The sequence below is a fragment of the Neobacillus niacini genome (assembly GCF_046591715.1).
In the GTDB taxonomy this organism is placed as follows: domain Bacteria; phylum Bacillota; class Bacilli; order Bacillales; family Cytobacillaceae; genus Neobacillus; species Neobacillus niacini_L.
The window spans coordinates 24,400-49,627 of record NZ_JAWVNQ010000020.1; the positions used below are offsets into that span (position 1 = coordinate 24,400).

The window sequence follows — 25,228 nt, forward strand, 5'->3', positions numbered from 1 at the left end:
AAGTCAATTTGTTAGAAAATAGAAAAAACTGAGTTCTGCTTAGTACCTGCCCCTTTATCTAGTATCCCAGCAAAATAGGCGGAGAATTTCCGGTTAGTTGCAAAATGGAGCTCGTTTCAGGGGATATAAGAGGAGGTTTTCCGCTTATGCAAAGCAAAATCTCCTATTTTCACGTTTTTTGAGGTAATAGGCGGAATCCCTCCGTCTATAAAGACTAATATCGATGCTTTTTTTAAAATAAGCGGAATTGGTCCGTCTATTTTCCATCTTAGGTGCTCAACCCTCTCCCCAGCCATCAGATAAATACTGACCCTCATGCTCCTAGACCTAAAAAAAAAGACGTATGCCAATTCATACGTCTTTTCTTGTGCCTAAACTGCTTTCACCATATTATTTTATTTTCCAAACATTTTCGGAAGGCTCTCCGTATACGGCGCATAAGCAATCCCATTCTCTGTAACAATCCCCGTAATTAAGGAATGGTCCGTTACATCAAAAGCAGGATTATACGTTTGAACACCCTCCGGTGCCATCGTTTTCTCATACCATTTAGAAGTAATTTCCTCAGAATGGCGCAATTCGATATGAATGTCATCCCCTGTTTGGCACTCCAAATCGACTGTAGAAAGCGGTGCGCAGACATAAAATGGAATGTTGTAATGCTTAGCAAGAATCGCCACACCTGAAGTTCCAATTTTATTGGCTGCATCTCCATTGGCAGCGACGCGGTCACAGCCAACTAAGACTGCCTGAATTTTGCCTTCCTTCATCACGATGGAAGCCATATTATCACAAATTAATGTAACATCGACCCCAGCTTGCTGAAGCTCCCACGCAGTTAAGCGTGCGCCTTGAAGCAATGGTCTTGTTTCATCTGCATACACCTTGAAGTCATAGCCTTTTTCCTGACCTAAATAAATTGGAGCTAATGCCGTGCCGTACTTAGCCGTTGCAATCGTTCCCGCATTACAATGCGTCAGTAATCCCCAGCCTGGCTCCAGTAAGGACAAAGCATGTTCTCCAATTGCTTCACAAATCTTTTCATCCTCTCGGCGGATTGCCTCGGATTCCTCTTTAAGTGCAGCCTTTACTTCACCAACACTTTTTCCTGCTTCCTGCTTAAATCGAGCCTCCATCCGATTTAATGCCCAGAACAAGTTAACAGCTGTTGGCCGTGATGAAGCCAAGTAATCCTTCACCTTCGTAAAGTCTGCAAAAAGCGCTTCATAGGTTTCTGCTGTCGACTTCTTTGTTCCCAAATAGGCACCGTAAGCGGCAGCAATTCCGATTGCCGGTGCTCCGCGTACCTTTAATTGATAAATTGCATCCCATATATCTTCCATTTCCCTAAGCTCTAGGAAATTCGTTTCATTTGGTAATACCGTTTGATCTAATAATACTAATGTATCATTCTCATCATCTAGTCGTACAGATTGGATCACAGTAACTGGGTTTTGCACGAGCTTATGCCCCTTTCACAGATGTAAGTTCAGCAGATTGAATCACATTGATAAAGTCTGCTCCAGTTTTAATGGTTTCGCGATTTAGAATAAATGCTTTTCCAGCGGTTAAACAAATGGTCTCTGCAAGCACTCTCGCTTGTGCGTCTGCAATGGAAGTTAAATCCTTCACCTTCGCAAGCCCAATAATCCTTCGTAAAAGCTCAAGTCCTGCAACCGCTGCAGTATCTCTTAAAATAGCATCTAAGTAATATTCCTTAAATCCTTCATAGCCTGCCACTCGTTCTGTTGCATGTTCATCCCAGGCTTTGTTGAATTTAACTGTAAATAAATTTATAACATCTTTAATGGTTGTGACAAGATAATTTAAATAATCGTCTCTTGCTTCTTCGTCTTCAATAGTAAATTTTCCATTTGCATAAGCAAAAATAAGATTGGCAATCACATTTCCAATATCATAGCCAGCCGGTCCATAAAAAGCGAATTCAGGATCAATTACTTTAGTAGAATCTTCTTTTATAAAAATAGATCCTGTGTGAAGATCGCCATGAAGCAACGACTGAGCATTTGTCATAAACTCAAATTTCAACTTCGCACTTTCCAGCACTAATTTTTTATCATTCCAGATATTTTCTTTGACAAATTCCTTCGTTCCTTCGAATACTTCGTTACGCGGGCAATCATAAAACGGTTCGGTATAAACCAAGTCTTCCGTTATTTCACAAAGCTCTGGGTTAATGAATTGCTTCACTAGGGCTTTCTTCTCTTTATGTTCTACTACAACATCAGAAGTTAATAATAAGGTATTTACTAGAAAAGTAGAAATGTGGTCCGCAAATAGCGGGAATTTCTTATGTTTTAAAAGAGCACTTCTCATAATCTCATGATCGGATAAATCATCCATTACCGTGCAGTTCATTACAGGGTCATAATTGTAAACCTTTGGTACAAATCCAGGTGCCAGCTTATATTGAAGTCCTAGTATCTCACTTTCAATCCGGTTTCGGTCAGGCGATAGTTTGAATTCGTCGGAGATACGGGCAATCGGACCAGCCTGCTTAATAATGATAGATTGGTTGTTTTTTACATCTTCTATCTTAAAAACATAGTTTAAGTTTCCATCACCAATTTCTTTACAAGTCAATTCTGCATCTAGAGGAAAAAGTTTGATGGTTTTTGCATAGTCGATCGCATCTTCTTCTGTCATTGTAAAATATTCAACCGTAAAATCCTTCATTATGAACCCCTCCAAATTATTTCTTTTTATAATATGTTAATGCTAAGGCAAGAGCTAGAACTGTTCCCTTGACGATATCCATTGCGTAATACGGAACTGACATCATGACGAGACCATTTTGCAGAATCCCAATTAAGACAGCTCCAACGAAGGTACCAAAAGCATTTGGCTTGCCCGCACCCAGCACGGATGACCCAATAAAAGCCGCTGCAACTGCATCCATTAAATAAGGAGCACCTGAGTTTATTTCTGCTGTCATAACGCGTGATGCAAGGACAATACCACCAATTGCTGCAAAGGTGGCAGACATGAGATAAGCCGCAATTTTATATTTGTTAACGGGAATACCGGATAATCTGGCCGCTTCTTTGTTCCCGCCAATTACGTACATATACCGCCCATGTTTTGTATAATTCAGAAAAATATGGACGATAAGAACCACTACAATCATGATAATAATAATCCATGGCACCTGTCCGATTTTTGAAAAGGCTTCTGGAATCATTCCCGTTGAGAACGTCCCATCCGGCATGACCATGTTTTGGGAAACGGTAGCGCCTTTTGTATAGGTCAAAGCAATCCCTTGAATGATAAACATAGTTGCCAAGGTCATGAGCATATCTGGAATACGCACCTTTACAATCATAAACGAGTTAAATGCCCCCACGACTAGTGCGGCACCAATCGCTGCTAACAATGCCACGAAGATATTTTGTGAAAACCAAACAAACATTGAAATCACAACTGCATTTGTTAGTGAAACCGTAGAACCGACGGATAAATCAAATCCATCCACCGACAAGGATATTGTAATCCCGACCGCAATGATGGTGACAATCGAAATAGATCTTAGAATGTTAACGATATTTGCTCCATCCATAAATGCTGGACTCGTAATTGAAAAAATAACAATTAACGCTATGATGGTTATAATCGTACCGTATTTGTATAAAAAATCAAATAATTCAAATCCCTTTTTTGAGGGCATTTTTTGTTGAATTTCTGGGTTTGTACTCATTCTATTTACCCCCTGTTGAATAAAATAATAATTCTTCTTCATTTGTTGAATTGGTTTCCAGTTCTTTGGCCACCTGTCCATCATAAACAACATAAACACGGTCAGTAATTCCTAAAATTTCCGAAAACTCACACGATGCATAGATAATTGATTTTCCGCGTTTCGCTAGTTCAGAAATAAGTTCAAAAATATCCTTCTTCGCCCCAACGTCTACACCCTTAGTGGGTTCATCAAATATGTAGACCTCAGCATCTGCAATCAGCCATTTTCCAATCGCTACTTTTTGCTGATTCCCACCTGAAAGATTTTGTACCCTAGTTTCTTCAGATGGCGTCTTGATTCCTAAACTATGAATCATCTCAACTGCCGCTTTCTTCTCGCTCTTAAAGTCAAGGAAACTCAAAAACTTCGAAAACTTCCCAAGACTTGCAGCAGTGAGGTTAGCAGCTACTGTCTCCTGCACCAAAATCCCTTCTTTTCTTCTTTCCTCTGGAACAAAGGCCAAACCCTGTTTAACTGCCTGATTCGGATCTTTTATTCTTACCTTTTTCCCATGAATGTTGATCTCACCTGCGGTAACTTTTGAGGCACCAAATAACGCCTTACAAAGCTCTGATTTCCCCGCACCCACAAGTCCAGCAATTCCGACAATTTCTCCAGCTCTGACATCCATCGTAAAGTTCTTAATCATCCCATTGTCATAAAGTCCCTTAACCTCGAGGACATTTTGTCCAATCTGCCCATTATATTTAGGGAATTGTTCCTCTAATTTCTCACCGAGCATATACTCTACTACTCTATTTTGAGAAGTCTGTGCAATCTTTTCCTTACTAACAAATTCACCATTTCTCATGACGGTGATCTCATCACAGATTTCAAACAGCTCTGGCAGTCGATGTGAAATAAAAATAATTCCGACATTTCTGCTTTTTAAATCCCTGACAATCCGGAACAACTCACTCGTTTCTGAGTGACTTAACGGTGCAGTCGGCTCGTCCAAAATCAGGAATTTACATTGCTTTACTAATGACCTGGCAATGAGAACCATTTGCTTTTGGGCTAATGTTAATTCACTTACCAATGTCTTCGATGAGATGTTCACATGAATACCAGCTAGTATTTCTGTAGCCTTTTCGTGTATATGCTTCCAGCTTACGAACTGCCTTTTCCCCATATCATTAACGGTTTCATTCAACATAATGTTTTCTCCAACCGTTAGATAGGGAATAAGTACCGTATCTACTTCTTGGTAAACAATTTGAATACCAAGGTCCTGTGCATCCTTCGGCGAACCTATGGTAACCTCTTTGCCATCTAAATATATTTCTCCAGTATAATGATTATAGGCTCCCGAGAGAACTTTCATCAACGTTGATTTACCAGCACCGTTGGCACCAATAAGAGCATGAGTTGTTCCTGTTTCTGTAGAAAAAGATACTTCATTTAACGCTTTTACACCTGGAAATTCTATTGAAATATTTTTCATTTCTAGTAGTGTTGTCACGCTCAGTTCCCCCTTTCATTAATCTGCCTGAAAATTCAGCCTCTCCCTATAATACTATTTCTCGTTAAAGTGGTAAAACACTATGTTTGAATTGGTAATTAATACAAGCTGGTTTCTAGTATAATACAAAAAACAGCACAACTCCTAAGAATATTTAGGAATTATGCCGTTTAATTGTTATACTAACTTAATAATATTTCCCGATTTAATAGATTGATAGCAGGCCTCGATGACACGCATATTTTGGATTGCATTCTCACCTGTATAAGATGGTTCGCTATCATCCAAGATTACCTGTGAGATATGCTCCACCTCTTCTCTATAAATATCAGCAAATATACTTTCTTCTCTCTTTACCGCTCCTGTTTGAACAATAACCAGTCCTTCTCCCCCATAATGGTCTGGGCGGAATGCTCTAGGAACCTTTATTTGACCCTTTGTCCCAATCACTTCATACTCTGCTCGAAAAACCATATCAAAACTGCAATCAAATTGAGCAGTAACGCCATTTTCCATTTGCATATATCCGTAGGCTGCGGTATCTACCTGGTAGTCTGCATCCACATTGGCATGAACATCCACTTCGATTGGCTCTACACCTAATATGTTCCGAATGGAATGTATCGGGTAACAGCCTACATCATAGAGACTTCCTCCGCCCTTATTCGGATCCAGTTTGATAGTGTCTTCTCGCTGTGCAAGGGAAAATGAGAAGCTGGATCGCATGAATTTAACGTCTCCAATCTCGCCGCTTTTGATAATTTCTCTGACTCTTTCATGCTGCGGGTGAAATTGGTACATAAAGGCTTCCATAAATTTAACATTGCTCTCGCGGCAGAACTCCACCATTTCCTTTGTTTCCTCTGCTGTTAGTGACGCTGGCTTTTCACAAAGAATATGCTTTCCATGTTTAGCAGCTTCAATGGTCCACTTTTTATGTAAATGATTTGGCAGCGGGATATACACTGCGTCTATGTCTGGGTCTTGCAGCATTTCTTCATAACTAGTGTATGATTTTTCAATATTAAACTGTGCTGCAACCTCTTCAGCTTTTCCACTGCTAGAGGCAATTCCTGCGACCACAGCATTATTTGCCCGTTCAAATGCTGGAATTAATGATTTTTGTGCGATATTTGCAGTGCTTAGAATTCCCCATCTTACCTTTTTCATTTGCTATTCCTCCTTCTAATAAAAGGCACCTTTGTAAGGTGCCTTCGTTTGTATCCTAGTCTGCCTTCGGTCCAAATAAACGCAATACCTTGATTGCTTCTTGACCTTGATTTTGAATGGTAAATTTTGAAACATCCGCTGGAATAAAAAATTGATTTCCCTTTTTAGCTTGCTGACTTTCCCCATCTGTTGTCACTACAGCATTACCGGAAAGGAAATATAATCCTGAAAAAACTCCATCACCTTTGACTTCGATTTCATTCTCTACTTCAACAAGTGTCATCCGAAAATAAGGTGTGTTATTGTATCCAATCAATTCAATTTCTTTATTGCCCCTTGTTTCATTTACTAGTGAAGGTGGTATTTGCCACTTATTTAAAGTCTCTTCCCTTGTATAACTTTCGTAATTAAAACATTCAAACATCTTTTCAAACCCTAGACCTTGATGACACATGAATTCGTCTATTTTAAAACCAGACGGTGATGTTTTTTCGATACGAATCGTATAATCAGTTGGCTCTTGAATTTCAACTAACAAGCATCCAGAACCTATCGCATGCGGGGTACCGCCTTCTATTAGGAAAGTATCTCCAGATTTAACATAGTACTTATGCATACAGTCAAGCATCCCTTTGATATCTTGCTCATAGAACAATCTTTCCCATTCTTCTCTTGTTACACCAGGCTTAAATCCTAAGTAAACATAGGGTGGTTCACCATCGATTACTCTACCGCCTAAAATATGCCAACATTCTGTTTTTCCATACGCTGATTGAAATAGCTCCTGAGCCTTGTCCCTGTCCGGATGCACTTGGACAGTCAATCGCTCAGCCGAATCAATAATTTTCACTAATACTCCTGTTTGTTGGCCAAACTTATCATAATGTCTTTTTCCCAATAATTCTTTAGGGCTGCTATTTATTAAGTCCTTTAGGGCTACATCTGCAGAAGGTTCTATTTTACTTAAACCTTCATCTGTTATATGCTCACGGCCAACATTTCGTGCAGATACAATCGACATAATCCATTCTTCAGGGAAATGATTATCCACTGGCTGCTCTGCCCCATGGAGTTCCTCGATTAATTTCCCTCCCAAATAGGTTCGCCAAGCTCGAGCTGAAGATAACTTAAGCGGCCTTGTTGTATCCAACTTTATTATATTTTCCGCCAAAATAATCTAATCCCTCCTTCTAATCTATACGCCTGAATACGCCATAAACCCGCCATCTACAGGAACAGTTATACCTGTGACGAATCCTGAATATTCTTCGTCAACAAGCCATAACAGTGCACCTAAAAGCTCTTTTGGTTCACCGAAACGTTTCATCGGTGTGCTGGAAATGATTTTTTCTGATCTAGACGTAAACGTTCCATCTTCTTTTAAAAGCAGGTTCTTGTTTTGCGTGGTTAAGAAGAAACCTGGTGCAATTGCGTTCACGCGTAAGCCTGTTTCAGCAAAGTGTACCGCCATCCACATGGTAAAATTGTTAATAGCCGATTTGGCTGCACTATATGCAGGTACTTTTGTCATTGGTGAATACGAGCTCATAGAAGAGATATTGATAATAATCGGCGATTTTTGTTTTAGCAGTTCTAATCCAAATACTTGGCTTGTTAAAAATGTACCCGTAAAATTAGTTGCAAACACTTTTGAGAATCCATTTTCATCTAGTTGAAAGAATGATTTATCAGCTGGACCCTCTAAATGGGTTTCAACATCTGTAATCGCGTCCGGATGATTTCCACCTGCACCATTAATTAAGATATCAACACCGCCAAATGCATCAATAACAGCTGCCTTTGCATTTTCTAAAGAGGCCCTGTCAAGAACGTCAGCAGCTACCGCAATGGCTTTACCACCGGCAGCCTCAATTTCACTTACAACGGCAGCACCCTTTTCAACTGTACGGTTAATGATTGCTACATTTACACCCTGGCGAGCAAGTTCACGCGCCATTTCTGAACAAAGCACTCCACTCCCTCCAGTAATGACAGCAGTTTTTCCATTTAAGTTCTCATGTATTGGAAACATTTAATGATTCTCCTTTTTCATAGTTTGAAAAGCATCCCATAAACCTAAAAGGTGCATGATACCTAGTGCACGATCATACAAACCGTAGCCTGGCCTGCACTTTTCCCCCCAGATATGGCGCCCATGATCTGGCCTTACATACCCATCATAGTTGATGGCTGACAGCTCTTTTACCACGCCTTTAATATCAATGGAGCCATCTGAAGTTAAATGCGATGTCTCTATAAAATCGCCATTATCGAATATTTTCACATTACGGATATGTGCAAAAGGTGACTTATGGGCAAATTCAGCTGAAAGTGCCACCATATCATTGCTTCGACTCGATCCTAATGAACCTGTACAGAAAGTTATCCCATTTGATGGAGAATTAGAAATAGAAAGCAGCTTATTTAAGCTTTCTCTTCCCGTCATGATCCGCGGCAGGCCGAAAATGGACCATGGTGGATCATCTGGATGAATGGCCATTTTGATGCCTGCTTCTTCCGCTACAGGTAAAATCTCCTCCAAGAAATAACGAAGGTTCTCCCATAAATCCTCTTCTGTCATATCCTTATAAGCATCGAATAACTCTTTAATACGTCCAATTTTTTCAGGCTCCCACCCAGGCAGCGTCATATCCGAATATGATGAAAACGTCTGGATGAGTTCCTTTGGGTCACGGTTTTCAACAATCTCTTTTTCATAAAATAGTGCAGTCGAACCATCTGGCAGTTCTCGGAATAAATCTGAACGTGTCCAATCAAAAATTGGCATAAAATTATAGCAAATTACCTTAACTCCGAATTCACCTAAGTTTCGGATGGTTTGCTTGTAGTTTTCTATATAAGATTCTCTATCTTGATTTCCTAATTTAATTGCCTCATGCACATTCACACTTTCAACCACTTCTGCATGAAAACCAAAAGACTTGATATAATCCACTTCCGACTTAATCTCATTTTTTCCCCAAGCTTCCCCAACCGGTTTATGATGGAGCGCCCATACAATTCCTTTAACACCAGGAATCTGCTTAACCTGGTCTAGTTGAACTGTATCATTACCCCTGCCATACCAGCGAAACGTCATATTCATTATCCAATTCCTCCATTTCAACACAAGAAGCACAGTGAAACCCTTAACCTACATAACTAGTTAATAAAAAAATCAGGGTGTACAGCCTTTAAATCATCAAGATGAAACTTAGCTTTAATTAAATGTTCTTTCATTAATTTCTGAGCTAAAGAGGCATCCCGCTCTCTCAAGGCTGAATACAAGGCTTCATGCTCTTTCATAATTTCTATCCAGTCTTGGGTGGGGGTTGTTAATAACCTTAGAATTCTTACTCTTTTAAATTGGGAATTCATTTGATCAATCGCCTGCCAAGTTCGTTCTTTCCCCAAGCTTTTAAAAATAAGCTCATGAAACGCATCGTCATATGTTAAAAATTCTCGATAATTTCCCTCTTCGATAACGATTTTTTGATTTTTAATCATGGTTTCCAATTCCAGCAAGTATCCTGCTGATATTTTTTCAGCAGCCTCTTTAATATTAGCAATTTCTAAAGTCTCTCTCATCGAACGTGATTCTTCTACCAATGCTGGATTTATTAAAGACACAAATGTTCCTATCTGTGGAACAATCTCTACTAAATCCTGCTTTGCTAATTGAATCATGGCTTCTCTAACTGGCGTTCTGCTCACATTTAGTTGTTTAGCTATTTCATTTTCAGACAGAGCACTGCCTGGCTGAAGGCTTAAACCTATTATATTTTTATATAAATAGGTATAAACATAGTTTCTCCGCGAACCTTTTTCATTCCTTTGCATTGTTCTTACTTCCATGGGTTACACCTCTTAAATAAATGAGATTAAATCAAATGAACTGCTTTAAGGTAAAAAAAAAGCAAAGGTTTACCACTAATAGCCCTGCCTAAGGTCACCAGGCTTTATCCGGTGCCCTTAGGGCAGAGACTACTTGTCGATTCAACCCATTTGCTTAAACTTTCGTTATTTACCAAATATCATATCTGGAACAAATAATATTAAATCTGGGAAGAATACCATAATTGCTACTACCAGCATTGTTGCAAAATAGAACGGTATTGCCTCTTTTACTGTGTCTTGAGGCGAGCAGCCCATAATCTGTGAAACTGTGAATAATGAAACTCCCATTGGAGGTGTAATAATCCCAAAAGTTGTAACTGTCATCATGACTAGTCCGAAATGAACTGGGTCAATCCCCACACTTGTAACAATTGGAACAAAAATCGGTGTGAGCAGCAACGTGATAACCGTTGTTTCCACAAACATTCCCGCTACAACTAATACAAGGATAACGATACCAAACATCATATATTGATTGTCTGTAATTCCTGTAATGAGATCAGACAGACCGCTTGTTACGTTATCATATACAATTCCATATCCAAAAATCCCAGAGACAGAGATGATGAGCATTATTGCACCAATATCAATAGCACTTTCTTGAACCGTCTCGAAGAATTTCTTCCACGTTAGTTCTTTATAAACTACCGCGCCAATAAAGATAGCATAGACAGCAGCAAACGCCCCTGATTCAGATGGCGTGAATATTCCATATCGGATTCCGACAATTAGAATGATAGGGAAAATCAATGCCCAAATACCGTCTTTTACTGCAAGCAGAACTTCTTTAATGCCAGGCGGCTTTTTTCTCTCCGGCATATAATTATTTTTTCTACTCGTGTAAGATACGGCAGCCATAAGAACAATCATCATCATAATCCCCGGCAAAATTCCCGCCGCGAAAAGCCTTCCAATCGAAACCTCACCGATTGATCCATAGATAATTAAACCCATACTTGGAGGTATCGTTGCTGTAATTAAAGATGATACGCCATTTATTGCTGCACCATATGCAGGCTTATATCCTCTTTTTATCATATCAGGTCCCAGTATTCGTGACTGCATGGCAGCGTCTGCAACCGCAGAACCTGAAACTCCACCCATTAACGTACTAAGCACAACACTTACTTGTGCAAGATTTCCATACATATGACCAGTCAGGACATTGGCCAATGTAATTAACCTTTTCGTAATACCAGTACTGTTCATTAAATGCCCTGCAAATATAAACAAAGGTATCGCAAGCATGGTCCATGATTGTGATGTAGTTAATGTTCTTTGCACCGCAATCGATAACGGCACGTCTGGTGTTGTCAGGAAAAAGACTAAACCTGAGATTCCGATAGCGAAAGCTACAGGCATTCCAAAAAACAAGAAAAATAGAAATACTCCTAAGACTAGTAACATACGCTCCCCCTACCAGTTCTCTTTTTTGAGAGCTTTAAATATTTTTATGAACGTAGTAATTATCATTAATAACGCACCAACAGGCACACTAATGGTCGCCCAAGAATAACTAATTCCCAATGTCTGGAATTGTCTGCTTGTACTTTCCATCGCTAGGGGGATTCCATGCCATATTAAAAAGAACAAGAAAAGAATAATGATAATGTTCCAAAAGATATAAATACCTTTTCTGATTTTCGCAGAAAATTTATTAATAAATAGATCAACATTAACTAATTCTGTATTTCTAAGTGCCATATTGGCACCTAGAAATACTACCCAAGCAAATAATAACATCGATAAATCTACTGCCCAATTCAAAGGGTATTTAATTGTTCTAAATATGGCTGATATAAAAACTAGAAACGTTATAGAGACCAAAAAACCTTTTACAAGCGTTTCTTCGAATTTGCAAAAATACCCATATAAATTTTTCATAAGATCCCCTCTTTAATGCTTTTACTTGCCCATCTCTTCATGGATTTGATCTTTTAACTTTGTTAATCCTAAGACGTCATAAGCTTTTTCAGCAGCTTTTTTGAATGCTTCTACATCCGGTTCTACAATTTCCATACCTTCTGCTACTAATTTGTCTTCTAACTCTGCCTGCATAGCTGCAATTTCTTTCGCGTTAACTTCTGCTACTGCTTTTGCTTCTTCTAATAAAAGCGTTTGCAAATCTTCTGGTAAAGTGCTGAACCATTTTTCACCAACGATAATACCATTGATTAATTGGAAGTGACCTGTCTTGTTTACATACTTTACAACTTCATACATTCTTGAAGGATATGTTGATGTATGCTGCGCTTCCGCTCCATCAATAGCTCCTTGCTGTACTGCAGAATAGGCATCTCCCCAAGGCATTGCAATTGGAGTTGCACCCATCGCTTTAACAGATTCCTGCCATACTGGTGAACCAGGTGTTCTGATTCTTAGGCCCTTAAGATCTTCCGGCTTTTCAATTGGTTCATTTGTAAGGAAATGTCTTGGTCCATCATACCAGTTGAAAGAAAGAACACGAATGCCATGCTCATCAGCTAATGCTTTTTCCCACGTTTTAAATGTATCGCCTTGCGTAATTTTCAAAACATCTTCATAGTTATCTGCTAAATACGGTGCACCAATTACACCCATGTCCTTAACGTAAAGTCCCATACGGCTTCCGTCAGTTAGAACTGCTACGTTAACTCCCTGCTCAGCTTGTTCAATTACATCGTCATCGCTTCCAAGCTGTGCACTTGGGAATACTTCCATTTTTAATCTGCCTTCTGACTTTTCTTCTAATCTATCAGCTAATTCATAGAATCCCTTTACGATTGGAGATGTTTCAGCTTGTTGTGTTGACATTTTTAAAGTATAAACCTTATCATCTTTTCCTTTAGATTCTGAGGAACTGCTGCTGCTGCAACCTACAGCAAGAATACTTGCCAATAAAAACAATAAAACTAGAGTAAGTTTTTTCATATTATCCCCCTGTTTAATTTAATTTTTCTGAAATCGCTTTCAGTACACTAGTATACTAGCATATATGTTTTTGCAATTGCAATATTTTTTAGATAATTTGTTTAATAATTTTACAAATTTTATTCTAACTACTAAAAAATAAAAAAAAAGAGAAACACCCTCGTTATCGTGAAGATGTTCCTCTTTTTATAATTATAAGTTTTTGAATCCATTTCAATTCTTTATATAACCAATTTCCCCAACAATCTCTTGTCCTTGAGCTCCTTTCATCCACTCCAAAAAGGGTTCAATCATGGTGTTATTGTTATCCTTTACTGTTATCGCATAAAGGTGCGCCGTGAAAGGGTATTTTCCGCTGGCGATATTCTCAGGAGAGGGCTCTACTCCATTAATACCAAGCAGTTTTATCCCCGGATTGTTCCTCATACCGGTAACGAAAAAGCGAAAGGAAAAACCAATTGAATTATCGTAATTCCGATAATCAGCCACCTGTTCGATAATACCGCCCATCCCTTCTGGCACATCTTCCTTCAACGGCTCGATGATTGGGTTGTCTCCCATAATCTTTTCAAGAAGCGTTTGGCTCCCTGAATTTTTGGGGCGCTGAAAGGCAATGATCTTTTCATTCTTCCCACCAAGCTCTGACCAATTCTTTATTTTCCCAGAATAGATACTCTGAATCTCAGAAACATCTAAACTATCTATTTTATTATCTGGATTAACAAAAAACACAAATGCTTCTTTGCCAATAGGCGTCATAACCAATTCTTTTCCATACTTTTCAGCCATTTCCAGCTGCTCTTTTGATGGTTCTGCACCAAAGTAAATGTCCACTTCACCGGTTAATAGCCGTTCAAAGGAATAAATCGTATTGGTGAAACTGACAATATCCCATGCGTTTTCTACTTTACTAATGTTTTCATAGACTGTGTTCGCAAAAGCTGAATAGACAGGATAGGCTGCTTCTGCCCCATCTAATATAGGCATTTCGCCGGGATTTTTTATCGTAAAGGTAGAAGGAGTGTCTAGTCTAGGCAGAATATTCCCTGGATTTGTTACGTCATATGGTGTTAAATCTGTAGAAGAATAGCCGCCGCCATACTCAAAGCCATATGTTGGCAGTACTGTCTTACTTCGCTGCCACTGAACACCATGCCCTGTACCTATTGCCAAAATGATTATCACAAGAATTGTCACTGCTTGCTTCTTGTTAAAAGCAGGGCGCACCTTTTTGATCAGGAGTGATACGAAAATAGCAGAAACAAAGGCCAGTTCATAGGCTAATGGTGCCCATAGAAACAACCTCCCCTCACCCATTAGCATCGTTATAAAGAAGATTGGCGCCATAGCAATATGTAAAATACCGTAAATTAACCAAGAATCTGCTCCATAAAAGCCGCCGTTTATCAGCATGAATACAGCCCAAAGAACAGCGGTATATGCCAGCGGAAAAAGGAATATAAGAGGCAGCCCTCTTTTATAATCCGAATTAATTAGTGTTCTACTGGCCACTGCCCCAGCAATGCACCCGCCAATGAAAAGCGGCAGAATCGTCGCAATCAAAAAATTGTTTATTGTAATGGTTAATGTGATGAATGAGATAACTAGTGGAATGACACCAAAATACAAAAACATCTGAAGCTTATTTTTCCCCATACATACCCCTCCTTAAAAAATCACTTATATGACTTTAGTGTAATTTTACACTTTATTCTATTATTTTACAATAATCCAATTTCTTGGCTTAAAAAAAGGCATCTTAACATATCGTTAAGACAGCCTTCGTTAATATATTACTTAAATGAAATTTTTACTGAATAACCTAGGTTTCCGAAAAATTCTTTTAGGACTTTCTCGGCATTTTTTTCAGCTGTTTGCAGCAGTCCAATAGCCTTGGATTCTGCTAGAATCTCATCCTGCGCTTCTGCCGCAAGGTTAAAACCTTCATCCCATTTTGTTTCGCTGCGGAAAAATCCTTCATCCGAGAAGGTTTTCACTTGATCCATCACAATGGCTGGGTCTTGAAGGAAATCTGCATGAGGAAGAGTCAATTCCATTACTTTGTTCTTTTCATCTATTTTTACATCGTCTGCGGTTACTGCTTTAAGGTCAACGCCCGCAATCACTGTTGCCGGGACAACCAGTAATAATTCTCGCTTTGTGCCTGGAATATCTACTTGAATATCCTTGCCAAATAACTTGTTATCCTCTTGTTCCATAATCACCTTTACGTGTGCCTCAGCACTTGCTAGAACAGCCAAATCTTGTACCTGTTCTACGAAGGTTGTACTTTCTTTACTAAAGGTACTCCCTGTAAATACCCAGGCACCTGTAAGGATCACAGCCAGTACTATAAGGACCATAACCATATTTTTGAGACCTAGTATTCTTGCTGATTTCCATGAAAAAGTAGATCCTTTATATCTAGTTTCAACGGCATACGCTGCCGCTGCTGTTTCATCTATCCCTTCACGTATCTCTTTCCTCGCCCGTTCGATTTGTGATTTCTTTGCCATGATGCTAATCCCCCCTAAAATACCTATTTTACTATTTTTTCGGAGGAACTGTCATTTCCAGCTTCTGTTAAGAGAAGGATTTTATTAGGGAAAAATAGAATACTATTAAATCTAATCAAAAAAAGTTGGAGGAAGTGCCAGTGGCAGTAAATAATAATGCATCTACTAAAGTAAGGCTGCGAGAACTTCAGGTACCGGAAGATTATAAACACTTAGCTCAACTGTTTAATTCTATTGAACCTGGTTCTCTTACGGTTGAAGCTCTTCGAGAAGAAGATCGCCATATCCCACAAACATCTACACTTGCATTAAATGAGACTGGCCTCTTGACAGGTTTTGGGAGAATAAGAGTGTTAGCAGAAAATACAGATGGGAAAGTAATTGGATATGGTTCCTCATGGAGAGCTCCGTGGAGTGATCCTGGTGAACTGGCGAGTACTTTTTGCGTTCACCCAGATTATCAAAGACAAGGTGTCGGAGAATTGATTCTTTCTTATCTTGAGAATTGGGCCGCGAGTCAGAAAGCTTCCGTTTTACTTTCAGAAATAAAGGACTGGATTCCAGGATCCCTTCCCTTTGCACAAAAGCATGGTTTTCTACTGGATGCACATATTTTTGAGTTAAAGTTAGACCTGAAGAACCTAGACACAACTAAATTAAGAGATACCGTACATAGATTAATAGATTCTGGTATTACCTTTGTTACCTTAGCTGATATAGCTGGTGAAGAGTCAGAAAAGAGATTATATGAATTGTATGTAGAAACATCCAAAGACAACCCAGGCCAGATTGGGGACCTTCCCGCTTTTCCTGTGTGGCGTAAGGAGGCACTCCCAGAAGATTGTTCCATAGAGAAATGGGTATTTATTGCTATGGATGGTGATACCTTTGTTGGGGTGTCCACACTGTTTAGTACCGAAGAAACCGGGGTCTTGTATACGGATTATACAGGGGTAAGCCCATACTATCGCGGACGCGGCATTGCCAAAGCTTTAAAGCTTCTTTCCATACAAGCAGCCCTCGATGAAGGGGCTTACAGTATGACAACAGAAACGGAAGCTGGAAATGGAGCCATGCAAAACCTAAATAGAAGTTTAGGCTATCTGCCTAATAAAGGTCATTACCGTATTTGCAAGCCTTTATTATAGGAGGAAGTTCGTCCATGGAAAAGTTACAATTTTTATACAAGCTTAACCTGATACCTTCATTACTCGATGAGGCCAATTGGACAGAAAGAGAAGAAGGAATTGTGCAGCATCACTTCGAGGTACTTCAAGGATTACTGCAAGAAGGAAAACTAATCCTAGCAGGCAGAACATTGAATATGGACCCATCGGGAATGGGAATCGTCATCCTCGAGGTTGACTCCGAGGAAGAAGCAAGAGAATTGATGGAAAATGACCCAGCGGTAAAAGAAGGAATCATGGAAGCTGTCCTTTTCCCATATCGTGTGGCATTAATTCGGGAGTGATGCAGGACTGGCCGGGGGGGGACCAGGGGGACGGTTCTCCTGGTCTTTTTTCAATCACTTTTCCTGTAACAAAAGGGCATCAGAACCGTCCCCATGTCCCGCCCACCCGTGCCCCGCTCAATATGCGGAAGAATTCCGCTTAAATGTTAATTTTCATAAAAAAGTGGCTTAATAGACGGAGAGATTCCGCCTATTGACTTGAAAAATGTAAAAAAAGCCTATTTTGCATTGAATAACCGGAAATTCTCCCCTTATATATCCCTAAACGAGCTCCATTCTGCAACTTAACTGGAAAACCTCCGCTTAAGTCACCGAGGCGAGTGGACCAGGGGACCAGAGGGACGGTTCTCCTGGTCTTTTTCATTCACTATTCCTGCAAAAAAAGGCTACAGGAACCATCCGCATGTCCCCCTAAAAATGACAAAAAGTAGTAAAAAAAGATAGAAGACTAGGCCGCCAGGCCTAGTCTTCTAGATTATAGGGAAATATGGTTCATATCTGGGATTCGTGTAATACGGCGGTCTTGGACCTATTTTAGGCATCTTCAATGGCTTTGCATTGGAATTATATTGAATCTCTTCTTTTTCATTCGAATGATTGATTAACAACAGCTTCACTTCACGGTTTAATCTATAAAAGTACAAGCTTTAATACCTCCCCATTTTTCCTTCACTCTATTCAAAACTCCGGAGGAATGTGTTAGACCATGCACGGCATTTGCCCACATATCATACAGTAAACCCAAAATGGTTTTCTAGGAGGGTTCCCGTGACACAAGATAATCAAAAATATCCTATGTATCCCCATTACGGTAAAATAACACGTTATGAAGATATTCCTCTTACGGTTCCGGAGCAGCGGCAGCTTCGCCAGCCTGGTGTTGAAAAGTTGATGGTTCCAATGCCCATCATTGAAAATCCGAATTACAAAGGCAGTGGAAAACTGTCAGGGAAGGCTGCACTTATCACTGGAGGCGACAGCGGAATAGGAGCGGCTGTGGCAATTGCTTTTGCTAAGGAAGGAGCAGATGTTGCCATCTCTTATTTGGATGAGCATGAAGATGCAAACCGAACTAGGGCACGCATTGAAGAAATTGGCCAGCGCTGTCTCTTATTGCCTGGTGACTTAAGGGAAAAACAGCAATGTATTGCAATAGTCGAAAAAACGGTCCAAACCTTCGGAAAACTTGATATTCTCTGCAATCATGTTGGCATTCAATTTCAGCAATTAAGTTTACTAGACATTACCGATGAGCAGTTTGATGATACCTTTAAGGTTAATATTTACTCCCACTTTTACACTACCAGGGCTGCGCTGCCACACCTAAAGGCAGGCAGTTCCATTATTAATACAGCATCCGTCGTCGCTTATTACGGGAATGACCAATTAATAGACTATTCTGCGACAAAAGCTGCGAATGTAGGATTTACACGGGCATTGGCAAATAATTTAGTCGATAAAGGAATCCGAGTTAATGCGGTTGCACCGGGACGGGTATGGACGCCGCTCATTCCCTCCAGCTTCTCTGCCGATCAAGTTCCACTTGCAAGTAATCCGATGCAGCGCCAAGGTCAGCCGTTTGAACTTGCCCCAGCATATGTTTATCTAGCATCAGACGATTCCCGGTTTATGACCGGGCAAACCCTTCACGTTAACGGCGGACAGATCACTTCCTCTTAAAGGTGACCATGTGACCATGGGGACGGTTCTCCTGGACTTTTTTCATTCACTTTTCATGCAAAAAAAGGACAGGAGAACCATCCCCCTGCCCCTCACCCCTCAGCTAAGAGGCTTTGTATTTTTTAATAACAATCCTAACAGTCCGCCCAAAATGCTTGGAATCAGCCATCCTAATCCATTTGAGTAAAGTGGAATAAATGTGAGAGCTGTTGAAATGGATTCAATTTCAATTCCTGCAGTGGTAAAACCATCGTAAATACTAATCAACGCAGCTCCAATGATGGCACCAATATAAACTCCCCTTGAAACCGGAATATAAGATTGCAGCAGTGATAATAAAATCAGGACAATCGCTATCGGATAAATACTAATTAAGAGAGGAATTGAAACAGAAATCAACTGACTTAATCCTAAATTTGCCATGATAAAACTAAATAAACAAAGAATCGTAACGAGCACAGGATAAGAAAGTCTCGTAAACCGTTGACTTAAATACTCCGAGCATGCAGCAACCAATCCTACTGAAGTGGTTAGACATGCTCCCGTAATAACCAACGCAAGAATGATGGATCCGAATGGACCAAATAACAGTGAAGTAACAGATGAAAGAATAGCACCGCCATTCTCCTGAACTCCAATAGCCTTAACACTTGTAGCTCCAATATAGGATAAAGATATATAGACAAATGATAACCCAAGCCCTGCAATTATCCCTGCCTTTATTGTATAAGACCGGATGATAGATTCACTCTTTATTCCCATTTCCTGCACGCGATTTATTACAACCACTCCAAAAACGAGAGCAGCAATCGCGTCCATTGTTAAATAGCCCTCGACAAACCCGCCAAAAAACGCTCCATCTCTGTATTTTCCTATCGCCTCTTCAATAGAGCCAATCGGAGCAGCAAATCCTCTGATAGAGATCACAACAATCAATAGTAAAAGTAATGGTGTAAGGACTTTCCCCACACGATCCACTAGCTTTGCTGGATTAAGTGCCAGCCAAAAGGTGATAAGGAAAAAGACGAATGTTGAAATAAATAACCCCATATTGCTTTCATCTGATAAAAAAGGGGCAACACCAATTTCATAAGTTACTGTACCGGTTCGAGGGATTCCGAAGAATGGCCCGATCGTTAAATAAATAATAACTGGAAAAACCTTCGCAAATGTGGGATGCACTCTGTTAGATAAGTCATTTAAATCTCCGCCTGATCTAGCGATTGTAAACACAGCCAATAGCGGCAATCCAACACCCGTTACTAGAAATCCAACTATGGCGGTGAATAGTGAATCTCCTGCTTGCTGTCCCAATAGTGGAGGGAAGATTATATTTCCAGCCCCTAAAAATAAGGCAAACATAAAAAAGCCTAACGCAATAATTTCTATTAATGGTAATTTCCGCTCCATAAAAACCCTCCGCTGAATATATAAAAAAGGAATGCTCATCCACATTTTACAAAAATTATCTATTATATATTATTTTCCTGAAATAACTTATTGATAAATAAGAAAATAACTACAATATGAACTATATTAATATACAAAATATTGTGCCAAACTGCAAAGAATTTTTAAAATAGTTCCTCAATTTACCAAGAAATCAGATTTAGCAGGTTTTCGAAAATCAAATTATTTTCCACAGACCTATTTCTTTTCATGCAGATATAAATTTTATAGCCAATTAGGATAGAAAATCAACTATTCTATTAAAGGTTTTTCCCTTCATAATATTGAATTATTAAATTAAGAATGGAGGGCAGCCTTATATGAAAAAAAGAAAAATAATTCTTCGTATCATTGGCGGACTGGTTTTAGTATTTATTATTGTAACCGCTTTCAATTCATTTATGGTAAATTCTAAACAACCGTCTCCTAAACCAACAGACATTGTGATTGACGAGGGAAAAGCGGTTGATCACTTGTCTCAAGCTATTACATTTAAAACCGTCTCCTACCAGGACCGAAGTAAGTTTGACTTTGCAGAATTTACTAAGTTTATTTCATTCCTCGAGGAGAGCTACCCTGGTGTTCACGAACACCTAGAGCTTGAAAAAATTAATGAATATGCTCTTATTTTTAAATGGAAAGGAGCAGATTCCACTAAAAACCCGATTGGACTCACCAGTCATTATGATGTGGTTCCTGTTTTAGAAGGAACAGAAGAAAACTGGGAACATTCTCCTTTCAGCGGAACAGTAGAAAACGGAAAAATTTGGGGACGCGGTACATTGGATGACAAAATTGGAGTAATAGGAATTCTAGAAGCAGTTGAGTTTTTAGTCAATGATAACTTCAAGCCCTCTAGAGATATCTATTTGATGTTTGGCTTTGATGAAGAAATTGGCGGAGATGAAGGAGCTTTAGCGATTGTCAATACTCTTAAAGAGAGAGGAATTACTTTCGACTTTGTATTGGATGAGGGCGGAGCGATTGTTGAAAATATGGTCCCCGGCGTTGACCAGCCTGTGGGAGTCGTTGGAGTTTCCGAAAAAGGTTCTGCCACTGCCCAATTGTCCATTGAAGGAAGCGGTGGTCACTCCTCTCAGCCGAAAGACAAAACGAATATCGGTAGAATTGCCAGTGCGATTGCTAAGCTGGAGGACACACAGTTTAAGGGCGACCTGCGCGGTCCTGGCGAAGACTTATTTGAATATGTTGCACCCGAAATGAGCTTTGCGATGAAATATGTATTTGCAAATAAAGTCATTTTTGAACCCATTATTGAACAAATCTTGTTACAGAAGCCTGCAACAGCCGCTTTAATACGAACCACGATCGCTCCAACTATTTTCCAAGCAGGAGAACAGTATAACGCCTTACCTGAGAAAGCAGCTGCCATCATTAATCACCGCCTGATGCCTGGTGATTCTTTAGAGGATGTCAAAACCTTTATTGAAGATACAATTGAAGATGAAGAGATTAAGGTCGAAATCTCTGGCAGTGAAGCTTCAAAGGTCTCCTCCATTAATGGATGGGAATTTAAATCAATTCAGCAGGCTGCCAGGAATGTTTATAACGAGGCTGTTATTGCCCCCTACTTAATGTTTGCTGGTTCTGATGCCAAGCATTATGACTCTATCTCCAATAACACCTACCGATTCTTACCCGTGCAGATTACTTCCGAGGATTTAAACCGGATGCATGGTACAAACGAACACATTAGTAAAGATAATTTTATCCAGGCTATTAAATTCTATGCTGAAATAATCAAGGAATCGAATCAATAACCAAAAAAGGAGACACCAGTCACAGTCACTGATGTCTCCTTCTTTTTATTTTGATAATAGAGCCATAACGGTATCTAATAGAACATTTACGCCTTTTTCACATTCTTCCCACGTGGTCAGTTCTTCTTCACAATGGCTTTTTCCATTAAAACTAGGAACAAACAGCATCGCTGAAGGCACAAGGCTGGCAATAAACTGAGCATCATGTCCCGCGCCTGAAACCATTCTTTTATTACTATATCCCAGTGATTGCGCCGATTTTTCTAATTGATTTACAATTTCAGTATCAAACCAAACAGTATCCCGCTCCCAAAGCTTTGTTGTTTTTATCTCACAGCCCTCATTTAATCCAAAGATTGGAAGACTTTCAACAAAGTTTTTAAACGTACGAACTATCTCCGGATCCTTATGTCTGGCCTCCAAGGAAAATATCACCTTATTCGGAATGACAGTATGGATACTCGGATACACATTCACCCTGCCAATCGTAAAGACGAGCTCTTCATCTAATGGACCTAATACCCTGCGGATTTCGTTAATAACGTTATTGGCAGCAAATAGCGCATCCTTTCTCATGCTCATTGGTGTCGTACCAGCATGGTCAGACTCACCTGTTATTTCTATGTCATAGCAGGCCATCCCCACCACACATTCCACAACACCGATTGAAAGGTTCTCTTTTTCAAGAATCGGACCTTGTTCAATATGCAATTCCAAGAAAGCAGTACCCTCTTTTAGACGATTCTCTGCTTCCCCTTCATACCCAATACATTTGAGTGCTTCACTAAAGGCAATTCCTGCAGAATCTTTCTTATTCACCATTACATTCTTATCAAATTTCCCTGCCAGCACCCCTGAAGCCATCATCGAAGGTTCAAATCTTGCGCCTTCTTCATTTGTAAAATTGACAATCGTAATCGGGACGCGAGGCTTAATATTATTTTCTACAAGTGTTCGAACTACTTCCAAGCCTGCTAATACGCCTAATACTCCGTCAAACCTGCCGCCCTTTTTAACAGAATCCAAATGGGATCCTATTAAAATCGGAGGCTTATTCTCCACTCCGTCAAGCGTGGCATACATACAGCCCATATCATCAACCTTGACATTTAAGCCAATCTCCTCACAGCATGTTCGAAAAAAATCCCTGGCTGCCCGATCCTCTTCCGATAACGAAAGCCGGGTCACTCCATTGTTTTCAGTCCTGCCAAAATTCGCAAATCGTTCAAGCTCGTCTTTTAAACGTTCTCCATTAATTAATAGCTTTTGCCGCTGCATGTAAATCACTCCTTTTATTTGGTGGTATACTTGGAGTCTTTTACTATAATTATGTAAAAATTCAGTTAATATTAATTATACCTATTGAGAACATTCTGTCATTAGACAAAATATCAATTCGTTTCCCCTTTTTGTTTGATCGTTTGTGACGAAGGGTAAATAAATGTTCCTCCTTTTGTACAACCTATGTTCGAATATACACTAGAAGTAATGTTGGAGGTGTGGTTATGTCAGAATTAGAACCCTTTGAATACCAAACAGGTGCACCTATACTGGATTATGATATTATTAGTATTACGAATACCGCGAATGGGTTTGAGGTACTTCTTGATATTAATTTAGACAGCGGCTATTCTTTGTCAAGAACAACTCTGGAGATTACCCATGAGGATTTACAAGGTTATGATACAAACGAAATTGAAGAGGGCATTAAATATGCTTTAGGTTTTTTTGGGAACGAAACTCAGGTGACCTAATTTTAGAAAAATTCTTTCTTCGAACATGATGGAGTGGTTAGATGCCCAAGGCAAAAGCGAAAAGTGGAATAGGCAGAGGAACAGGTAAAAAGGGGTGGAATCGTTGGCAGGCTGGCGCAAAAAAGGCAAAAAGCGCTAAACCTTATGTAAGCAAAGGCGTTAAACATGCGGAGGCCGCAAAGTCCAATGATAAAGGTACAACGGATTCCTAAAGGACCCTTATTTTACTCAGAAAATTTTTAATCAAACGTTTGATTAGTTTAGCAACCGATCTAATCAAACGTTTGATTAGTTTTTTTATTACAATTTAATAGTGTATTCTTGAGTATTTACCTCATTAGAAGTGAAAACTCGCTCCACGTAGTGAATTTCTTCTTCATTCATTAATAAAACCGTTGAACTCCTGGTCCCATAATTTTCACTCTTAATAAACATCGGTGACAGCATTCTTTCCCATTCTAACGAGACGCCCGTTTGAGGCAGCATCTCATCTGGAGCCTTGTCTGCTTTTTGGAGAAGTGTTAACAGCGGCTCAATATAATCCTCATGATAGGTATTTAATAAACCAGCCAGCCCTTCCTTGCCAGCTTGTACTTTTGGCCACTCTGTATTCAGTAAATGATTGCTGACACCATAGATCCCCGGTTTTAGTTTTATTAACTCCTGTCCAACATTGGAATAATAGTATAGCTCATCCCCATCCCCTGCCAGCAGGTTATATCCAGGATACCAGTTATTATTTCTACTTAAACTCTCCATATATTCCTTCATATCGCCTTTGTACTGCAGGGCATCTGCCACTAATTCCCCTCTAGAGCGTTTCCCTTCCGTCACTTCTTTAGGGTCACGGTAATTGGTCAAAGCTGCAAACTTTCCTGATTTGGTCACACCCATCCAAGTCCCCATTTTCTCTAAATCCCGTCCGGCAAGAATCTCAGGATCATCCTCCCAAAAATGAACAGGAGCAGTCGGCCTTTGGTAAAATTCATCTCGATTTGCCGCAACGATTAGCTTGTATTTAGGATGAACCTTATATGCAAATAAGATTAAACACATGGTATTCACAACCTTTTTTATTATAGTAAAAATAACACTTTTTTTAGTTGTTCAGAGGGGGCGATTGTTACCCAAATTTGTAACCCTTCACTTCTTCGGGCACAATCCGGGCTTGATTGTTACCCAAATTCATTCCCACTCACTTCTTCGGGCACAATCCGCACTTGATTGTTACCCAAATTCATTCCCACTCACTTCTTCGGGCACAATCAGCGCTTGTTTGTTACCCAAATTCGCACCCACTCACTTCTTCGGGCACAATCCGCACTTGATTGTTACCCAAATTCGCACACCGGCACTTCTTCGGGCACAATCCGCACTTGAT

24 protein-coding genes are annotated in these 25,228 nt (G+C 39.7%); 6 read left to right on the forward strand and 18 right to left on the reverse strand.

Features of this window, described 5'->3' with window-relative positions; all coding sequences use genetic code 11:
* Positions 1-395 precede the first annotated feature (395 nt).
* The 14 genes from mtnA to SFC47_RS24175 all read right to left on the reverse strand — a co-directional run bounded on the left by mtnA (position 396) and on the right by SFC47_RS24175 (position 15,712).
* Positions 396-1,460 (reverse strand): S-methyl-5-thioribose-1-phosphate isomerase, encoded by a 1,065-nt coding sequence (gene mtnA, locus SFC47_RS24110; protein ID WP_411257104.1) that lies wholly within the window; start codon positions 1,458-1,460, stop codon positions 396-398.
* Between the two features lie 4 nt (positions 1,461-1,464).
* Positions 1,465-2,697, reverse strand: coding sequence for an S-methyl-5-thioribose kinase (mtnK, locus tag SFC47_RS24115; protein WP_411257105.1), 1,233 nt, complete (start codon positions 2,695-2,697; stop codon positions 1,465-1,467).
* Positions 2,698-2,713: 16 nt separating this feature from the next.
* Complete coding sequence (locus tag SFC47_RS24120; RefSeq protein ID WP_411257106.1) at positions 2,714-3,715, reverse strand: ABC transporter permease; 1,002 nt, start codon at positions 3,713-3,715, stop codon at positions 2,714-2,716.
* Between the two features lies 1 nt (position 3,716).
* Positions 3,717-5,201: a sugar ABC transporter ATP-binding protein gene (locus SFC47_RS24125; RefSeq protein WP_411257126.1), complete on the reverse strand. Its 1,485-nt coding sequence runs from the start codon at positions 5,199-5,201 to the stop codon at positions 3,717-3,719.
* 195 nt (positions 5,202-5,396) lie between these two features.
* Positions 5,397-6,389, reverse strand: a complete 993-nt coding sequence (locus SFC47_RS24130) for a Gfo/Idh/MocA family protein (protein WP_411257107.1) — start codon at positions 6,387-6,389, stop codon at positions 5,397-5,399.
* 55 nt (positions 6,390-6,444) lie between these two features.
* A complete protein-coding gene (locus tag SFC47_RS24135; protein ID WP_411257108.1) occupies positions 6,445-7,560 on the reverse strand; it encodes a type I phosphomannose isomerase catalytic subunit in 1,116 nt (371 codons plus the stop codon).
* 24 nt (positions 7,561-7,584) lie between these two features.
* Positions 7,585-8,421, reverse strand: a complete 837-nt coding sequence (locus tag SFC47_RS24140) for an SDR family oxidoreductase (protein WP_411257109.1) — start codon at positions 8,419-8,421, stop codon at positions 7,585-7,587.
* Complete coding sequence (gene uxuA / locus SFC47_RS24145) at positions 8,422-9,495, reverse strand: mannonate dehydratase (protein ID WP_411257110.1); 1,074 nt, start codon at positions 9,493-9,495, stop codon at positions 8,422-8,424.
* A 56-nt stretch (positions 9,496-9,551) separates the two neighbouring features.
* Positions 9,552-10,244 (reverse strand): GntR family transcriptional regulator, encoded by a 693-nt coding sequence (locus SFC47_RS24150; protein ID WP_411257111.1) that lies wholly within the window; start codon positions 10,242-10,244, stop codon positions 9,552-9,554.
* 165 nt (positions 10,245-10,409) lie between these two features.
* Positions 10,410-11,693 carry a TRAP transporter large permease gene (locus SFC47_RS24155; RefSeq protein WP_411257112.1) on the reverse strand — a complete coding sequence of 428 codons (1,284 nt, stop codon included), beginning with the start codon at positions 11,691-11,693 and terminating at the stop codon, positions 10,410-10,412.
* A gap of 9 nt (positions 11,694-11,702) precedes the next feature.
* Positions 11,703-12,170, reverse strand: a complete 468-nt coding sequence (locus tag SFC47_RS24160) for a TRAP transporter small permease (RefSeq protein WP_411257113.1) — start codon at positions 12,168-12,170, stop codon at positions 11,703-11,705.
* A 21-nt stretch (positions 12,171-12,191) separates the two neighbouring features.
* Positions 12,192-13,196, reverse strand: a complete 1,005-nt coding sequence (locus SFC47_RS24165; RefSeq protein WP_411257114.1) for a C4-dicarboxylate TRAP transporter substrate-binding protein — start codon at positions 13,194-13,196, stop codon at positions 12,192-12,194.
* 213 nt (positions 13,197-13,409) lie between these two features.
* On the reverse strand, positions 13,410-14,852 hold the full coding sequence (locus SFC47_RS24170; RefSeq protein WP_411257115.1) for a PstS family phosphate ABC transporter substrate-binding protein: 1,443 nt from the start codon (positions 14,850-14,852) through the stop codon (positions 13,410-13,412).
* A 137-nt stretch (positions 14,853-14,989) separates the two neighbouring features.
* On the reverse strand, positions 14,990-15,712 hold the full coding sequence (locus SFC47_RS24175; RefSeq protein WP_411257116.1) for a DUF4230 domain-containing protein: 723 nt from the start codon (positions 15,710-15,712) through the stop codon (positions 14,990-14,992).
* Between the two features lie 140 nt (positions 15,713-15,852).
* Here SFC47_RS24175 and SFC47_RS24180 point away from each other — a divergent pair, with 140 nt between their 5' ends.
* Both SFC47_RS24180 and SFC47_RS24185 read left to right on the forward strand, forming a co-directional pair.
* Positions 15,853-16,860: a GNAT family N-acetyltransferase gene (locus SFC47_RS24180; RefSeq protein WP_411257117.1), complete on the forward strand. Its 1,008-nt coding sequence runs from the start codon at positions 15,853-15,855 to the stop codon at positions 16,858-16,860.
* A 14-nt stretch (positions 16,861-16,874) separates the two neighbouring features.
* Positions 16,875-17,183: a YciI family protein gene (locus SFC47_RS24185; RefSeq protein ID WP_411257118.1), complete on the forward strand. Its 309-nt coding sequence runs from the start codon at positions 16,875-16,877 to the stop codon at positions 17,181-17,183.
* 470 nt (positions 17,184-17,653) lie between these two features.
* Here the strand turns inward: SFC47_RS24185 and SFC47_RS24190 are convergent, their stop codons facing one another.
* The gene (locus SFC47_RS24190; RefSeq protein ID WP_411257119.1) at positions 17,654-17,827 is read right to left on the reverse strand and encodes a hypothetical protein; all 174 of its coding nucleotides are present in this window, start codon (positions 17,825-17,827) and stop codon (positions 17,654-17,656) included.
* Positions 17,828-17,978: 151 nt separating this feature from the next.
* Here SFC47_RS24190 and SFC47_RS24195 point away from each other — a divergent pair, with 151 nt between their 5' ends.
* Entirely contained in the window at positions 17,979-18,863 is an 885-nt protein-coding gene (locus SFC47_RS24195; protein WP_411257127.1) for an SDR family oxidoreductase, read from the forward strand.
* A gap of 99 nt (positions 18,864-18,962) precedes the next feature.
* On the opposite strand, the gene brnQ is transcribed toward SFC47_RS24195, so the two are convergent.
* Positions 18,963-20,273 (reverse strand): branched-chain amino acid transport system II carrier protein, encoded by a 1,311-nt coding sequence (gene brnQ, locus SFC47_RS24200; protein WP_411257120.1) that lies wholly within the window; start codon positions 20,271-20,273, stop codon positions 18,963-18,965.
* Between the two features lie 359 nt (positions 20,274-20,632).
* On the opposite strand from brnQ, the gene SFC47_RS24205 reads away from it, so the two are divergent.
* Complete coding sequence (locus SFC47_RS24205; RefSeq protein ID WP_411257121.1) at positions 20,633-22,093, forward strand: M20 family peptidase; 1,461 nt, start codon at positions 20,633-20,635, stop codon at positions 22,091-22,093.
* Between the two features lie 45 nt (positions 22,094-22,138).
* Here the strand turns inward: SFC47_RS24205 and SFC47_RS24210 are convergent, their stop codons facing one another.
* Positions 22,139-23,371 carry a Zn-dependent hydrolase gene (locus SFC47_RS24210; RefSeq protein WP_411257122.1) on the reverse strand — a complete coding sequence of 411 codons (1,233 nt, stop codon included), beginning with the start codon at positions 23,369-23,371 and terminating at the stop codon, positions 22,139-22,141.
* A 227-nt stretch (positions 23,372-23,598) separates the two neighbouring features.
* Here SFC47_RS24210 and SFC47_RS24215 point away from each other — a divergent pair, with 227 nt between their 5' ends.
* Together SFC47_RS24215 and SFC47_RS24220 are read left to right on the forward strand one after the other, a co-directional pair.
* Positions 23,599-23,847 (forward strand): hypothetical protein, encoded by a 249-nt coding sequence (locus tag SFC47_RS24215; RefSeq protein ID WP_411257123.1) that lies wholly within the window; start codon positions 23,599-23,601, stop codon positions 23,845-23,847.
* A 41-nt stretch (positions 23,848-23,888) separates the two neighbouring features.
* Positions 23,889-24,059, forward strand: coding sequence for a DUF3934 domain-containing protein (locus SFC47_RS24220; RefSeq protein WP_411257124.1), 171 nt, complete (start codon positions 23,889-23,891; stop codon positions 24,057-24,059).
* 88 nt (positions 24,060-24,147) lie between these two features.
* On the opposite strand, the gene SFC47_RS24225 is transcribed toward SFC47_RS24220, so the two are convergent.
* Positions 24,148-24,903, reverse strand: coding sequence for an NRDE family protein (locus SFC47_RS24225; RefSeq protein WP_411257128.1), 756 nt, complete (start codon positions 24,901-24,903; stop codon positions 24,148-24,150).
* Between the last annotated feature and the right edge of the window lie 325 nt (positions 24,904-25,228).

Coding starts and splice junctions, on each gene's coding strand:
- SFC47_RS24210 (WP_411257122.1), bottom strand. CDS start 23,371: ATGCAGCGGCAAAAGCTATTAATTAATGGAGAACGTTTAAAAGACGAG.
- SFC47_RS24170 (WP_411257115.1), bottom strand. CDS start 14,852: ATGGGGAAAAATAAGCTTCAGATGTTTTTGTATTTTGGTGTCATTCCA.
- SFC47_RS24120 (WP_411257106.1), bottom strand. CDS start 3,715: ATGAGTACAAACCCAGAAATTCAACAAAAAATGCCCTCAAAAAAGGGA.
- uxuA (WP_411257110.1), bottom strand. CDS start 9,495: ATGAATATGACGTTTCGCTGGTATGGCAGGGGTAATGATACAGTTCAA.
- SFC47_RS24215 (WP_411257123.1), top strand. CDS start 23,599: ATGTCAGAATTAGAACCCTTTGAATACCAAACAGGTGCACCTATACTG.
- SFC47_RS24195 (WP_411257127.1), top strand. CDS start 17,979: ATGTATCCCCATTACGGTAAAATAACACGTTATGAAGATATTCCTCTT.
- brnQ (WP_411257120.1), bottom strand. CDS start 20,273: ATGGAGCGGAAATTACCATTAATAGAAATTATTGCGTTAGGCTTTTTT.
- SFC47_RS24225 (WP_411257128.1), bottom strand. CDS start 24,903: ATGTGTTTAATCTTATTTGCATATAAGGTTCATCCTAAATACAAGCTA.
- SFC47_RS24130 (WP_411257107.1), bottom strand. CDS start 6,389: ATGAAAAAGGTAAGATGGGGAATTCTAAGCACTGCAAATATCGCACAA.
- SFC47_RS24160 (WP_411257113.1), bottom strand. CDS start 12,170: ATGAAAAATTTATATGGGTATTTTTGCAAATTCGAAGAAACGCTTGTA.
- SFC47_RS24140 (WP_411257109.1), bottom strand. CDS start 8,421: ATGTTTCCAATACATGAGAACTTAAATGGAAAAACTGCTGTCATTACT.
- SFC47_RS24205 (WP_411257121.1), top strand. CDS start 20,633: ATGAAAAAAAGAAAAATAATTCTTCGTATCATTGGCGGACTGGTTTTA.
- SFC47_RS24125 (WP_411257126.1), bottom strand. CDS start 5,201: ATGAAAAATATTTCAATAGAATTTCCAGGTGTAAAAGCGTTAAATGAA.
- SFC47_RS24150 (WP_411257111.1), bottom strand. CDS start 10,244: ATGGAAGTAAGAACAATGCAAAGGAATGAAAAAGGTTCGCGGAGAAAC.
- SFC47_RS24165 (WP_411257114.1), bottom strand. CDS start 13,196: ATGAAAAAACTTACTCTAGTTTTATTGTTTTTATTGGCAAGTATTCTT.
- SFC47_RS24220 (WP_411257124.1), top strand. CDS start 23,889: ATGCCCAAGGCAAAAGCGAAAAGTGGAATAGGCAGAGGAACAGGTAAA.
- SFC47_RS24185 (WP_411257118.1), top strand. CDS start 16,875: ATGGAAAAGTTACAATTTTTATACAAGCTTAACCTGATACCTTCATTA.
- SFC47_RS24175 (WP_411257116.1), bottom strand. CDS start 15,712: ATGGCAAAGAAATCACAAATCGAACGGGCGAGGAAAGAGATACGTGAA.
- SFC47_RS24155 (WP_411257112.1), bottom strand. CDS start 11,693: ATGTTACTAGTCTTAGGAGTATTTCTATTTTTCTTGTTTTTTGGAATG.
- mtnK (WP_411257105.1), bottom strand. CDS start 2,697: ATGAAGGATTTTACGGTTGAATATTTTACAATGACAGAAGAAGATGCG.